The 13,728-nt window shown below is 67.2% G+C and carries 10 protein-coding genes; 3 read left to right on the top strand and 7 right to left on the bottom strand.

The features are described 5' to 3' along the window. The first annotated feature begins 27 nt into the window (after positions 1–27). Genes shn_RS26730 through shn_RS26720 form a run of 3 tightly spaced genes read left to right on the top strand, consistent with a single transcriptional unit; the run spans position 28 to position 4,879 of the window. The gene (locus shn_RS26730; protein WP_064333562.1) at positions 28–1,977 is read left to right on the top strand and encodes a PrkA family serine protein kinase; all 1,950 of its coding nucleotides are present in this window, start codon (positions 28–30) and stop codon (positions 1,975–1,977) included. A 25-nt stretch (positions 1,978–2,002) separates the two neighbouring features. Continuing rightward, on the top strand, positions 2,003–3,325 hold the full coding sequence (locus shn_RS26725) for a YeaH/YhbH family protein (protein ID WP_064333561.1): 1,323 nt from the start codon (positions 2,003–2,005) through the stop codon (positions 3,323–3,325). A gap of 12 nt (positions 3,326–3,337) precedes the next feature. Beyond that, positions 3,338–4,879 carry a SpoVR family protein gene (locus shn_RS26720; RefSeq protein ID WP_064333560.1) on the top strand — a complete coding sequence of 514 codons (1,542 nt, stop codon included), beginning with the start codon at positions 3,338–3,340 and terminating at the stop codon, positions 4,877–4,879. A 215-nt stretch (positions 4,880–5,094) separates the two neighbouring features. Here the strand turns inward: shn_RS26720 and shn_RS26715 are convergent, their stop codons facing one another. The 7 genes from shn_RS26715 to shn_RS26685 all read right to left on the bottom strand — a co-directional run bounded on the left by shn_RS26715 (position 5,095) and on the right by shn_RS26685 (position 13,718). After that, positions 5,095–6,018 carry an IS110 family transposase gene (locus tag shn_RS26715; protein ID WP_168168934.1) on the bottom strand — a complete coding sequence of 308 codons (924 nt, stop codon included), beginning with the start codon at positions 6,016–6,018 and terminating at the stop codon, positions 5,095–5,097. Positions 6,019–6,240: 222 nt separating this feature from the next. Next, positions 6,241–8,643, bottom strand: a complete 2,403-nt coding sequence (locus tag shn_RS26710) for a polysaccharide biosynthesis tyrosine autokinase (RefSeq protein WP_084438528.1) — start codon at positions 8,641–8,643, stop codon at positions 6,241–6,243. 50 nt (positions 8,644–8,693) lie between these two features. Beyond that, positions 8,694–9,599, bottom strand: a complete 906-nt coding sequence (locus shn_RS26705; RefSeq protein ID WP_064333558.1) for a UTP--glucose-1-phosphate uridylyltransferase — start codon at positions 9,597–9,599, stop codon at positions 8,694–8,696. A 4-nt stretch (positions 9,600–9,603) separates the two neighbouring features. Next, positions 9,604–10,605 carry a glycosyltransferase family 2 protein gene (locus shn_RS26700; protein ID WP_064333557.1) on the bottom strand — a complete coding sequence of 334 codons (1,002 nt, stop codon included), beginning with the start codon at positions 10,603–10,605 and terminating at the stop codon, positions 9,604–9,606. Next, a complete protein-coding gene (locus shn_RS26695) occupies positions 10,602–11,531 on the bottom strand; it encodes a glycosyltransferase family 2 protein (RefSeq protein ID WP_064333556.1) in 930 nt (309 codons plus the stop codon). The genes shn_RS26700 and shn_RS26695 overlap by 4 nt, the downstream gene beginning before the upstream one ends. Further along, on the bottom strand, positions 11,528–12,526 hold the full coding sequence (locus shn_RS26690; RefSeq protein WP_064333555.1) for a glycosyltransferase family 2 protein: 999 nt from the start codon (positions 12,524–12,526) through the stop codon (positions 11,528–11,530). The genes shn_RS26695 and shn_RS26690 overlap by 4 nt, the downstream gene beginning before the upstream one ends. Then, the gene (locus tag shn_RS26685; protein ID WP_064333554.1) at positions 12,516–13,718 is read right to left on the bottom strand and encodes a hypothetical protein; all 1,203 of its coding nucleotides are present in this window, start codon (positions 13,716–13,718) and stop codon (positions 12,516–12,518) included. The genes shn_RS26690 and shn_RS26685 overlap by 11 nt, the downstream gene beginning before the upstream one ends. Between the last annotated feature and the right edge of the window lie 10 nt (positions 13,719–13,728).

The raw sequence follows: 13,728 nt of genomic DNA, 5'->3' as shown, positions 1-13,728 counted from the left end.
CCCGGCTGACGACAGCAGGAGAGTTCCATGGGAACCGCCGGCAGCGACGTTTTCGATCTATTTTCAAAGGCTTACGCGAGCACTGCGCAAGAAGAGCTGAGCCTTCAGGAATACCTGTTGGCCTGCCGCGACGACAAGAGCATGTATGCCACCGCGCCCGAGCGCATGGTGGCGGCGATCGGCGCGCCGACGCTGATCGACACCAGCGCGGACGAGCGTCTCGGCCGCGTCTTCGCCAACCGCACCATCAAGATCTATCCCGCCTTCGCCGATTTCTTCGGCATGGAAGACACGATCGAACGCATCGTCGGCTACTTCCGCTACGCCGCCCAGGGACTGGAGGAGCGCAAGCAGATCCTCTACCTGCTCGGCCCCGTCGGGGGCGGCAAGTCCTCGCTCGCCGAACGCCTCAAGAAGCTGATGGAAGAACAGCCGATCTATACGCTCGCCATCGACGGCAAGATCAGCCCGGTCTTCGAATCGCCGCTCGGCCTCTTTTCCCGCGACCGCATGGGCGAGCTGCTGGAGGACAAGTACGGCATCGCCCAGCGCCGGCTCACCGGCCTCATCTCGCCCTGGGCGACCAAGCGGCTGGACGAGATTGGCGGCGATATCTCCAGGTTCAGCGTCGTCAAGCTGATGCCCTCGCGCCTGCGCCAGATCGCCATCGCCAAGACGGAGCCGGGCGACGAGACCAACCAGGACGTGTCCGCCCTCGTCGGCAAGGTGGACATCCGGCAGCTCGAAAATTTCAGCCAGGCCGATCCCGACGCCTATTCCTACAGCGGCGGCCTCAACCGCACGACGCAAGGGTTGCTCGAATTCGTCGAGATGTTCAAGGCGCCGATCAAGGTGCTGCATCCGCTTTTGACCGCCACCCAGGAAGGCAGCTACAACGGCACGGAGAATTTCGGCGCCTTCCCCTACCAGGGCATCGTGCTCGCCCATTCCAACGAATCCGAATGGCTCCAGTTCAAGCACAACAAGAACAACGAGGCCTTCCTCGACCGCATCCTCGTCGTCAAGGTGCCCTATTGCCTGCGCGTCACCGAGGAACGGCAGATCTACGAAAAACTGCTGCGCGAGAGCGAGCTGGCCGACAGCCCCTGCGCGCCGGAAGTGCTGGAGAACCTCAGCCGCTTCACCGTCGCCACCCGCCTTTCCCCGCACGAGAACTCGCCGACCTACACGAAGATGCGGGTCTATGACGGCGAGAACCTGAAGGACACCGACCCCAAGGCGAAGTCCCTGCAGGAATACCGCGATGCCGCCGGCATCGACGAGGGCATGACGGGCGTCAGCACGCGCTTCGCCTTCAAGGTGCTGTCGGAGACCTTCAACTACGACACCAAGGAGGTCGCGGCCGATCCGGTCCACCTCATGTACATCCTGGAACAGGCGATCCGGCGCGAGCAGTTTCCGAAGGAGGTCGAGGCGAACTATATCGACTTCATCCGCTCCGAGCTTGCCGCCCGCTATGCCGAGTTCATCGGCCACGAGATCCAGAAGGCCTATCTGGAATCCTACAGCGAATACGGCCAGAACCTCTTCGACCGCTACATCGCCTATGCCGATGCCTGGCTCGAAGACCAGGACTTCAAGGACCCCGACACGGGCCAGATCCTCAACCGCGAGATCCTCGACAGCGAGCTGTCGCAGATCGAAAAGCCCGCCGGCATCGCCAATCCCAAGGACTTCCGCAACGAGGTGGTGAAGTTCACCCTGCGCGCCCGCGCCCGCAACAACGGGCGCAACCCCGCCTGGACGAGCTACGAGAAGCTGCGGGAAGTCATCGAGAAGCGCATGTTCGGCCAGGTCGAGGATCTTCTGCCCGTCATCAGCTTCGGCTCGAAGAAGGACAGCACGACCGAGAAGCAGCACGCCGAATTCGTCCAGCGCATGACGGCGCGCGGTTATACGGGCCGCCAGGTCCGCCGGCTCGTCGACTGGTACATGCGCGTCAACAAGGCCGGCTGACCATGCCGAAGCGGGGGACTGGCGCATGCCGAATTTCATCGATCGCCGGCTCAATCCCAAGGACCGGAGCCTCGGCAACCGCCAGCGTTTCCTCAAGCGCGTGCATGACGAGCTGAAGCGCACGATCCGCGACCAGGTGAAATCCGACAAGATCGCCGACGTGGACGCCGCCCATGGCGTGCCGATCCCGCGTCGCGGCGCGGACGAGCCGAGCTTCCGCCATTCCGGCGCCAGCGGCGAGCGGCACCATGTGCTGCCCGGCAACCAGACCTTCTCGCCCGGCGACCGGATCCGCAAGCCCGAGACGGGCGCCGGCGGCGGGGGCAACGGACGCGGCCCCGGACGCGGCGAGGCCGCCGACGACTTCCTCTTCATCCTGTCGCGGGAGGAGGTGCTGGACCTCTTCTTCGAGGACCTGGAGCTTCCCGACCTCGTGAAGCTCAATCTGCGGGAGACCGTCACCTACAAGCCGCATCGTGCCGGGCTGACGACATCCGGCACCCCCACCAACATCAATGTCGGGCGCACCATGCGCAACAGCTTCGGGCGCCGCATGGCGCTGCGCCGCCCGAGCGAGCGGGAATGCCGGGTGCTTGCCGACGAGATCGCCGCGCTGGAAGGAGAGGAGCGGCTGTCGCTGTCGCAGCGCAACCGGCTCACGCAGTTGCGCCAGGAGCTGGAGGTGCTGGAACGCCGGCGCCGGCGCATCGCCTATGTCGATCCCGTCGACGTGCGGTTCAACCGCTTCGAGCGCCAGCCGCTGCCCAATGCGAGCGCGGTGATGTTCTGCCTGATGGACGTTTCCGCCTCGATGGGCGAACGCGAGAAGGACCTGGCAAAACGTTTCTTCGTGCTCCTGCACCTCTTCCTCAAGCGCCGCTACGAGCGCATCGACATCGTCTTCATCCGCCACACGGACGAGGCGCACGAGGTGGATGAGGAGACCTTCTTCTTCAGCAAGCAGAGCGGCGGAACGATCGTCTCGACCGCGCTGGAGGAGATGCAGCGCATCATCATGGACCGCTATCCCTCCAATCTCTGGAACATCTACGCCGCACAGGCCTCGGACGGCGACAATGCCAATGGCGATTCCGAGCGCTGCGCCTCGCTGCTGCGCGACGAGCTGATGAAACTCTGCCAGTACTATGCCTATGTGGAGATCATCGACGAGCGCGAAAGCGAGATCTTCGGCACCACCGACAACGGCACCTCGCTCTGGCGCGCCTATCGCACGGTCGACGGGGCGGTGCCGAACTTCCAGATGACGCGCATTTCCCGGCCCGCCGACATCTACCCCGTCTTCCGCAAGCTCTTCGCCCGGCACCAACCCCGCTCCGTGCGCGGCTGAGGGGGCAAGCGGATGGCGAAACGACCGGCCTCCTCCCTGCTGTTCGAAGGCTCCGAATGGAATTTCGCGACCCTGTCGCGGGCCTATGACGCGATCGAGGCCATCGCGATCGGCGAGATGGGGCTCGACGTCTACCCCAACCAGATCGAGGTCATCTCCTCCGAGCAGATGCTGGATGCCTATTCCTCCGTCGGCATGCCGCTGATGTACCAGCACTGGTCCTTCGGCAAGCGCTTCGTCTTCGAAAGCCATCTCTACCGCAAGGGCTATCGCGGCCTCGCCTATGAGCTCGTCATCAATTCCAATCCCTGCATCACCTATCTCATGGAAGAGAACACCATGCCGATGCAGGCGCTCGTTACCGCCCACGCCGCCTTCGGCCACAACCATTTCTTCAAGAACAACTACCTGTTCCGCCAGTGGACGGATGCCAGCGCCATCCTCGGCTACATGGATTTCGCCAAGAAATACGTCGCCAAATGCGAGGAGCGGCATGGCCCGGCGGCGGTGGAGGAGATCCTCGACGCGGCCCATGCCCTCATGGACCAGGGCGTCTTCCACTATCGCCGCCCGCCGCGGCTGTCCTCGGAAAAGGTGACGGAGCGGGCGCGCGAGCGGCTGGAATACGAGGAGCAGACCTATAGCGACCTGTGGCGTACCCTGCCGACGGCGGGCGGCAATGCCGGCATCGAGGCGGCCGAGCAGGAGGCGCTGGAGCGCAAGCAGGCGCTGAACCTGCCGGAAGAGAACCTGCTCTACTTCCTGGAGAAGCACAGCCTGATCCTGGAGCCCTGGCAGCGCGAGATCCTGCGCATCGTGCGCGTCATCGCCCAGTATTTCTATCCGCAGGGTCAGACCAAGGTGATGAACGAGGGCTGCGCCACCTTCGTGCACTATTTCATCATCAACCGGCTGTTCGACCAGGGCCGGATGAGCGAGGGCGCCATGCTGGAGCTTCTGGCGAGCCACGCCAACGTGGTCTTCCAGCCGGATTTCGACGATCCGCGCTTTTCGGGCCTCAATCCCTACGCGCTCGGCTTCGCGATGATGCAGGACATCGAGCGCATCTGCACCCGGCCGACGAGCGAGGACCGGGACTGGTTTCCCACCATCGCCGGCAATGGCGACTGGCGGGGAACGCTGCTCGACGCCTGGGAGAACCACCGCGACGAATCCTTCATCCTGCAATATCTGAGCCCGACGCTGATGCGCCGCTTCCGCCTGTTCCACCTCACCGACCGTGCCGACGAACGGTTCTGCGAGGTCGCCTCCATCCATGACGAGCGGGGCTATTCCGCGGTGCGCGCCGCGCTCGCCCGCAACTACGATCCCGGCGTCAATCGGCCGGATATCCAGGTGGTCGACGTCGATCTCCTCGGCGACCGGCAGCTTCGGCTGCGCCACAGCGTCAAGCACGGCATCCTCCTGAACGAGAGCGACCGCGACGCGACCCTCGCCCATGTCCGCCGGCTGTGGGGCTACAATGTCAGCCTGTCCGGCGTGGATGCCCAGACGGGGGCTTCGCTTTATGAGTGCTCGGCGACGGAGGCGTGATTGGCGTGAGGGCAGGCAATTGCATATGGACGGTGGAGATTGCCGCCCCACCCCCCCTCTGCCCTGCCGGGCATCTCCCCCTCAAGGGGGAGATTGGATGGAGAGCCGTTTCGCCCGTTTCCAGCGCTGCTGATTAAGCGAGGCTTTCGCCTCTTGCCGATCTCCCCCCTTGAGGGGGAGATGCCCGGCAGGGCAGAGGGCAACTGTGTTTGAACTTATAGCCTGATCGGCCGGTTGCTCCGGATCATGGCGTTGAGGATGACGAGGAGTTGTCGTCCAGCAGCGATGAGGATGGTTTTGGGGGCCTTGCCGGCGGCACGCATTCGATCCCGCATGGCAATGAGGGTAGGGACGCGCCGGGTTGCGGTTAGGGCTGCAATGTACAGAGCCTCGCGAACCTTTCTCCGCCCACCCCAGATGCGCCTTGTGCCCTTCCATGTTCCGCTTTCACGCGCATGCGGCGCGAGTCCTGCAAGAGAGGCGATACGTCTTCGATCGAGAGTGCCGAGTTCGGGCAATTCTCCAAGCAGGGTTGCCAGCACGGTGGGGCCGATACCGGGCACAGCAGACAGGAGATGGGCCTGCGCCGCAAGGTCACGGCTTTCGCCGATGATGGCCGCGATCTGCTTGTCCAGTTTCTCGATCCTGCGGTCGAAGATGGCGATCATGCTGTCGATGTCGTGAAGCAATTCCGGTTGCCCGGCGCTATGCCGGCGCAGCTTCTCGGCCTTTCGGGCTTCGACCAACTGCTTGCGTCGCCTGAGGAAATCGGCGAGCCGTTTCCTTTGTGGCTCCTGCGGCTTGGTGATGGTCAGGGGAAGGCGCTGCCCCATCTGGGCCAGCACCCTGGCATCGACCTTGTCGGTCTTGGCAAGCACGCCGAGCGCGCGGGCGAACTCGCGTGCCTGCCGTGGGTTGACGCGGGCATAGGTGACGCCGTGCTCCGCAAGGACTTGCATGAGGACAGCATCGCATCCGCTGGTGGCCTCGAAGACGACAAGAGCGGAGGTCTCAAGCGTTACGATCCATTGCGTGATGCCGGACTTGGTGTTCTCGATCCTCGACGTCCTGCGCCCGGCATTGATGCAGACGTCGATGAAGGCGCGGGAAAGATCGCAGCCGACGATGATCTGTGGCATGGTAAAGCTCCTGTCCATGTCGTGCGGGCTCGTGGCAGGCCCAAGCAACTGTTCAGGTTGACGACCAAGCGAAGGGGACCCTTGCTCTCAGACGGGATGGGACCCATGGGGGGACGGGTTCCCCTCCGCTCAAACACAATGCCACATCTCAAACAGACAGGGGGTGGGGCGGCAATCTCCACCGTCCATATGCGATAATCCTGCCCCCTTGCGGGAAGAGTGTCATGCCCCCCGCGATTGCCCTGCTTGCGCGCGCACGTCGTTCCCCCTGACTCGTACCGTCGGGACCGAATCGGTGCAGTACTGGTCGTAGAGGCTGCGATATTTCTCCGCCGCGCCGAAATCGCTGTAGCGGGGGAGCGCCGCCATGTCCGTCTTGTTGAGCACGACGCCGACGATCTTCGCCTCGATGCGGCTTTCGGCCGAAAGCAGGTCGCGCACCAGCGGCGAGGGGGTCTTGCCCCATTCCACCACGAAGAGGAAGCCGTCCGCCAGCGGCTCGAAGGTCTTCACGTCGACGACCGGGGCGAGCGGCGCAAGATCGACGACGATGTAGTCGAAGGTCTGGCGCAGCTCGTCGAAGAGGCGTTTCATGGCGGCCGACGCCATCAGCTCGTTGGGATGATGGATCTCGCCCGCGCCCGCCCGGCCGCCGGCCGGCAGCACGGCAAGCTTGCTGCGGCGGTCGACCTTGATCGCCTGGTTCCAGGCGGCCTGCCCGAGCAGCACCTCCACGAGGCCGGCCTGCGGGGCGGGTTTCAGCATGGCGGTGAGGCTCGGCCGGCGCAGGTCCGCGTCGATCAGCAGCGTGCGCTTGCCGCTGGCGGCGAGCAGCGCGGCAAAGTTGATCGCGACGGTGGACTTGCCCTCCTGCGGCAGGGCGGAGACGATGCCGATCACGCGGCTCTCGCGGCCGTGCAGCATCATGTCGCTGGCGAGCCGGGCATGGCGCAGCGTCTCGGCGAAGGCCGAGCCCGGCGCGTCGAGCACGATACGCGTCATGCGCTCGAAGGGAATGACGTCGCCTTCCTCCGTGCCGCCGTCCTCGGGCCGGGCGGGCTGCGCGCGCTCCTTGCGGGCGCCGACAAGCGGCAGGTAACCGAGCGGGCGCAACCCCAGCACGGCGCGGATGTCGTTGCCGACGCGGAAGGCGCGCTCGCGCATTTCCTGCAGGACGGTCAGCGCGCCGCCGCCCATCAGGCCGAGCACCAGCGACAGACCTATCGTCAGCGTCCTGCTCGGGCTGGAGGCCGCCGTCGGCACGCCGGCATCGGAAATCACCCGTGCCTTTGCGATGGGGAAGGACTGCTGCTGCGTGGCCTGCTCGTAGCGGGCGAGATAGGCGTCCGACAGCGTCTTCAGCGCCGCCGCCTGCTGTTCCAGCGTGCGAAGCTGCACCGAGGAGCGGTTCGCCTCGGCATTGCTGCCGGCGACCTTCTCGATGTTCTCGCGCAACGAGACCTCCCGCGAGCGGGCGACGTCGTAGTCGTTGCGGTAGCTCGCCGTCAGTTGCTGGAGCTCCTGGTAGATCTGCCGGGCAAGGTCTTCCTTCTCGGTCCTGAGCGCCGTCGCCTGGGGATGGTCGGCGCTGAAGGCGCGGGTGATCTCCTCCTCGCGCTTGACGACAGCGTTGTAGCGGCCGCGCAGCTCCTGCATGATGGCATTGTCGCCCTGCCGCGCCGGGATGGTCGCATTGGCGACCGCCTTCTCCGGCCCCTGCTCGACAATCGCGCGGAACTGGTTGTAGCGGGCGGAAGCGCTTGCCGCGTCGGCCTGCGCCACGATGAGCTGGCTGTTGAGATCGGCAAGCTGCTGTTCCGACATGAGCTCGCCGCGCGCGGCGGTCAGGCCGTTCTCATTGCGGTAGCGCTCGACCGCAAGCGCTGCGGCCTGCGAGCGCTGCTGGATATCGGCAAGCCGCTCCTGCAGCCAGATGCTGGCCTGCTCGCTGGCATGGACATTGGCATCGAGCTGCTCGGCGAAGAAGGCCGCGGCATAGGCCTTGGCGATGGTCGCCGAAAGCTGCGGGTCGGGCGAGCGGAAGGAGACCGCGACGACGGAGCTGCGCGCGACGCGCTCGACGCCGAGGGCCTGCTGCAGCATCGCCGCCGCCTTCTGCCGCCGGCCCTCCGCTTCCGCCTCCGCCGAGGGGGCGGGACCGTCGGATCCGAGGGAGGCAAGCGACTTGACCCAGCCCTTGGCGAGGGAGACGGGCGATTGCGGCGGGTTGAGGATCGTCTCGTTTTCGGAGAGTTCAAGGGCATCGACCACGCGCAGCGCCAGCCGGCCCGATTTCAGGATCTCGATGGCGCTGGCAAGGCGCGTGTCCGCCTGCTGGCTGGTCTGCGGCGTGGTCTCGGCCTCCTCGGCATAACGCGACAGGTCCTCGTCGAGCAGGATCTGGGTCATGGCCGTATAGAGCGGCGTGGCGAAGACGAGATAGAGGACGCCGAGCGCCAGCGCCACGACGACGGAGAGCGCGATCAATCGCGCCCGCCGCATGAGGATCGTCACCAGACGGTTTAGATCGATGAAGCTGTCGGACGCATCCGGCTCCCTGCGGAAAAGGCTGCCGTACGGCACGGTGCGGTGATGCATGGGGCTCCGTTCTGCCTTTCGGCTCATTGGTCGCTGCCTATGCGGATCCCGGGCCGGTGGTCCGGGATCCGCTTGTGTCAGGCGGCGCGTGCGCCGCCGCCATGGGCCATCACGAGATCGCGGAGCGGCTCGAAGAGCGCACCGCCGAGGTCCGGGCGGGCCAGCGCGAAGGCGACATTCGCCTCGATAAAGCCCTGCTTCGAGCCGCAGTCATAGGTTCGCCCCTCGTAGACATGGGCATGGAAGGGCTGCGTCGCGGAGAGCTTCAGCATGCTGTCGGTCAACTGGATCTCGTTGCCGGCGCCGCGCTGCTGGCGGGCGAGATGGCCGAACACCTCCGGCTGGAGGATGTAGCGCCCGTTGAGGAAGAAGTTGGAGGGCGCTTCGCCCGGTGCCGGCTTTTCCACCATGTGGGTGACGGTAAAGCCGTGCCGCACGGCCACGCCCTTGCCGACGATGCCGTATTGCGAGGCCTCCTCGGGCGCGCATTGCTCGACGCCCACCACATTGCCGCCGACCTCGCCATAGAGGTCCATCAGCCCGGACAGGCAGCCGCGCGGACCGAAGGATACCATGTCCGGCAGGAGCAGCGCGAAGGGCTCGTCGCCGATGAGATCGCGCGCGCACCAGACCGCGTGGCCAAGGCCGAGCGGGGCCTGCTGGCGGGTGAAGCTCACCGCGCCCGCCGCCGGCAGCAGCCGGCCGAGTTCGCTGACCGCGGCCTCCTTGCCGGAGCGCTCCAGCGAGGAGATCAGCTCCGGCGTGTCGTCGAAATGGTCCTCGATGACCTGCTTGTTGCGGCTGGTGACGAAGACGACATGCTCGATGCCGGCCTCGCGCGCCTCGTCGAGGGCATATTGCACGACCGGGCGATCGACGATGGTCAGCATTTCCTTCGGCATGGCCTTGGTGGCCGGCAGGAAGCGGGTGCCGTTGCCGGCAACCGGGATGACGGCCTTGCGGACGGTCTTGGTTCGCTCCATGGCATTATCCTTTGTTCTTGAGCGGCAGGTCTTCCGCTGTCGTTGGGGAGAGGGCCGCGCGCGCCGTCAGGCGGCGCCACCGGGCGGCGATCGGCATCGAAAGATGCCGGAGCGCGACGGGATCGCCGAGCGCCACCTTGAGGGCGGGCCCGAGCGAACGGTTCTTCAGATGCTGGACGAGCGCGAGGAAGGAGCGCGTCTCTTCGAGGTTGCGCGTGCGCCGGCGCTGGGCCGCGGCGGCCGCGCCCTGAAGCGGGAAGCGGGCGAGAAAGCGCCGGTCGCCGGCCAGCATCGCATCGACATGGTGAAGGTGCAGCACGCGCGAGATCGACCCCTCGCGGATGTGGTAGACATAACCCGCCTCGGGCACGATGGCAGAGGTCCCGCCCGCGGCGAGCACCGAGGCGAGCAGGAGATAGTCCTCGCCGATGCGTAGCGCCTCGTCGAAGGCAAGGTCCTTCTCTTCAAGGAAGGACCGGCGGAAGACCGGCTTCATGTAGCCGAAAGTGTGCGTGGCGCGGAAAATCCGGTTGGCGTCGATGAAGACGGGCAGCGTCAGGGCCGGCATGGCGGCGAGTTGCGCCGCGTCGAACATCCGCTCGCTGCGGCCGTCGGCATGCAGCACGTCGAGATTGTCGACGACGACGGCGGCGCCCTTCGCCTCGGCCGTGGCGATCATGCGGCAAAGGCGATCCGGCTGCATCGTGTCGTCGGCGTCGAGCACCGCGATCCAGCGGCCGCGCGCGGCGGCAAAACCCGCATTGCGCGCCCCGCCCGGTCCGCGGTTGCGATCGAGCGGCAGGAGTGTCAGCCCGGGCGTGCCGAGCGCGGCGACGGTCGCGCGTGTCGCGTCCGCCGAACAATCGTCGACGACGATGATCTCCACGGTCACGCCCTCCTGCGCGGCGGCGCTGCGAATGGCGTCGCCGATCGTATCGGCCGCGTTGTAGGCGGCGATCACGACGGAGACATCGGGGCCGGCATCGGGCGGTAGCGTGCGGGTCATCGCGTCGCGGCCTCCGGCTGTCCGTAGGGTTCGATGGCGCGGGCGCCGAAAAGGCCGCCGATCACGCCGGCATGCAGCAGGCCGCGCAGGAGGAAGCGGTTGCGCTGCACCGGCAGGAGGACGAAGGCCGTTGCCGCCGCAAGGCAGAAGCCGGCCTTCGCGGCGGCGAGCCCCGCCGCGCCGGTCCGGCCCGTGCCGCGCCCGGCAAGAAGCCGGCCATGGGTCTGGCCCATGCGCAGGCGACGCTGCGCCAGCCAGGAAAACCGGGCGCGCGCGGGCGGAACCGGCTCGTTGACCCAGGCCTCGCCGGCAAAGGCGATGCGCCCGCCGGCGGCGTGCACCTCGCCGAAGAAGGCGGTGTCCTCGCCGCCGCTGCGGCCGAGCGCATGGTCGAACCGGCGGCCGGCGACGGCCGACGCGGCAAGGCGCAGCAGCACGTTGCAGGTATAGCCGGTGCGGATCTCGCCGCTCACCCAGACGGGGCGGGTGGAATGGAAATCGCCGCGCCGCATCCAGCCGGGGGCATCCGGCCCGTACTGCGCCCTGACCGGGCCGAGGACCACGTCGGCGGCGCCCGTCGTCGCCGTGGCGAGCAGGTTTTCGAGCCATTGCGGCTCCACCGTCTCGTCGTCATCGACGAAGGCGAGGAAGTCGGCATCGGCCGCCTCCAGGCAGGCATTGCGGGCGAGCGAGATGTTGCCGGCCGGGCAATGCACATAGGCAAGCGCCATCGGCAGGTTTTTGCGCGCGGCCTCGGCGCAAGGACGGGCGCTTGGCTCCACGTCGTTGTCGGCGACGATGACGCGCAGGGTAACGCCCGGCGGCACCGTCAGCGCGGCGAGCGAGGCCAGCGTCTCGCCCAGCGCCGCTATCCGCCGGAAGGTGCAGACAGCGATGTCGATGCGGAGCGGAGCGGGGGCCGTCATGCCGTGACCCTTCGCTGGCGGATGTCGAGAAGCTCGCGCCAGAAGCCGGCGGACCAGGCGAAATGCATGATCATGGCCGAGACGGCGGCGAGCGGGCCGTAGGGGTTGCGCTGGCCGAGCGCCATCCAGGCGCCATAGCCGAGGCAGGCCGCCGCCCACAGCACGAAGGGCACGGCGGCGATCCAGGTGATGGCCGCCAGGAACGCCCCGACCGCCACCGGCGCCACCATCAGCGGCAGAAGCTGGCGCAGGCTCGGGCGCGCGCGGTGCTTGAGGAAGTTGCGCGCCCGCCCGCGGCCATAGCGGAAATACTGCTTGAACAGCGGCCCGGCGCTGGCGCGCGGATAGTAGATCATCGCGGTGCGCGCGGTCATCCAGATCCGGTAGCCGGCCGCCTGCAGGCGATAGTCGTATTCCGCGTCCTCGTTGGCGGTGAAGGTCTCGTCGTAGCCGCCGACCGTGCGGAAGGCGGAGATGCGCATCAGCGCGTGGTGGCCGTGGTCGGTCCAGTGGCTCTGCGCCCCGGCGCGATGTTTTGCTCCGCCGTTGCCGAGCACGGAATTCTGCGCGACGGCGGTGGCCTTCTGGAAGGTGCCGAAGCCGACGGTCTGCATGGCGACGACGACGGAATCGGCCCCGGTCGACAGCGCTTCCTCGACGAGCACGCGGCAATAGTCCGCGGGATAGGTGCCGTGCGCGTCGATGCGGATGAGATAGTCGTGGTCCATGCCGAAGGTCTCGACGGCAAGGTTCACGGCGGCGCTCTGGATGCGCTTGGGATTGTCGAGGAGGTGCAGGTTCGGCACGCTTGCCGCAAGCTCGGCGGCGATGGCGCGCGTGCCGTCCGTGCTGCCGCCGTCGGCGATGACGAGCGTGGCGTTGAGCCCGGCCAGCGCCGGCTCCAGTTGCCGCACTAGCGGCTCCAGGTAGCGCGCCTCGTTGAGGCACGGGATCACGATCAGGCACCGCACGGATGTCACGGGGTCAATGGTCATGGCAATCCACCTTGCTTGCGAGAAGGGAAGGAACGGGCGCGGGCTCCGCCGCCGGCGCGCGGAGCGCGGCGAGGCGCTGGACGAATGCGGCGCAATCGGCCCGGTCATGGATCCAGGGTTTCGACCCGAGCCTGGCGAGCGCGGCGTGGAGCGCCCGGTAGCTGTCGTCGTCGAAGGCGGAAAAACGCGTCACCAGCGTTTCAAGGCGGGCATCCCGCAGCGCAATGCCGATGCCGCGCTGGCCGGCAAGCCGCGCCGTCTCCGTTCCGCCCAGAACGATGGGCAGCGCGCCGTGGCGGCATCCCTCGTAGAGCCGGTTGGGCAGCAGCCACGCGGAGTTCAGCCCCTCCTCGAAGAAGTCGATCGCCCAGGCGAGATCGACGTCGCGGTAGATGGCGGCGAGATCCTCCGGATTGCGGTAGGGGCCTTCGAAGCGGATGAAGGGTTCGCGCGCCACGAGGCCGTCGAAATCGTCGAATTCCGAGCGGGCCGGCCGGCCGCGCAGGATCACCTCGAAGCGGCCCTCCATGCGCCGCGTGAAGGCGGCGAGGAGATCGAGCGACTTGCGGCAGCGGATCGCGCCGAACCAGCCGATGCGCCAAGGCTCGCCCGCCGACCTTTTTGCCCGCAGGGGCAGGTCGTCGGTCGGGCCGTCCAGCGCCAGCACGCGGTTTTCCACGAGATGGACCGGCGCCTTGACGCCGGAAAGCGGCCTGAAATAGTGCTCCACGAAGGCCGGCGAGCTGGTGACGAGGAGGCCGGCCTTGCGGGCGAAATGGCGCTCGGCCGCGCGCAGGCCGCGGCTCGCCACGCCCTTGCCGGTCAATAGCCGGTGGATGTCGAGGCATTCATAGGCGACCGGCACAGCGCCGCCGAAGATCGCCTGCGCCCGGCCGGCCAGCGCCAGCATTTCGAGATTGCGCGCGAGGATGACATCCGGCCGCGCCATGCCGGCCAGCCGCTGGCGAAGCGTGGCGCCGGCGCGGGCGACGGCCGCAAGGCGCTGGGCGAAGCGGGCGTCCCGTGTCGCGCCGAGCTCCACGGGAGCGACGCCCTCCACCGCCGCGAGCCGGTTCTCGCCGCGCCGGAAGCCGGCGAGCGTCACCTCCGCCCCGCCCGCGCGCAGCATCAGCACGCGGCGGCGCACGGCGGGATCGGAAAGATCGTGAACGAGATAGAGCACCCGGAGCATCGGCCGCGTC

The organism is Shinella sp. HZN7 (genome assembly GCF_001652565.1).
Lineage (GTDB): Bacteria > Pseudomonadota > Alphaproteobacteria > Rhizobiales > Rhizobiaceae > Shinella > Shinella granuli.
The sequence above is the reverse complement of the archived record's forward strand: the minus strand, read 5'-3'. Positions and strand labels throughout refer to the sequence as shown.

Coding starts and splice junctions, on each gene's coding strand:
- shn_RS26730 (WP_064333562.1), top strand. CDS start 28: ATGGGAACCGCCGGCAGCGACGTTTTCGATCTATTTTCAAAGGCTTAC.
- shn_RS26725 (WP_064333561.1), top strand. CDS start 2,003: ATGCCGAATTTCATCGATCGCCGGCTCAATCCCAAGGACCGGAGCCTC.
- shn_RS26720 (WP_064333560.1), top strand. CDS start 3,338: ATGGCGAAACGACCGGCCTCCTCCCTGCTGTTCGAAGGCTCCGAATGG.
- shn_RS26715 (WP_168168934.1), bottom strand. CDS start 6,018: ATGCCACAGATCATCGTCGGCTGCGATCTTTCCCGCGCCTTCATCGAC.
- shn_RS26710 (WP_084438528.1), bottom strand. CDS start 8,643: ATGAGCCGAAAGGCAGAACGGAGCCCCATGCATCACCGCACCGTGCCG.
- shn_RS26705 (WP_064333558.1), bottom strand. CDS start 9,599: ATGGAGCGAACCAAGACCGTCCGCAAGGCCGTCATCCCGGTTGCCGGC.
- shn_RS26700 (WP_064333557.1), bottom strand. CDS start 10,605: ATGACCCGCACGCTACCGCCCGATGCCGGCCCCGATGTCTCCGTCGTG.
- shn_RS26695 (WP_064333556.1), bottom strand. CDS start 11,531: ATGACGGCCCCCGCTCCGCTCCGCATCGACATCGCTGTCTGCACCTTC.
- shn_RS26690 (WP_064333555.1), bottom strand. CDS start 12,526: ATGACCATTGACCCCGTGACATCCGTGCGGTGCCTGATCGTGATCCCG.
- shn_RS26685 (WP_064333554.1), bottom strand. CDS start 13,718: ATGCTCCGGGTGCTCTATCTCGTTCACGATCTTTCCGATCCCGCCGTG.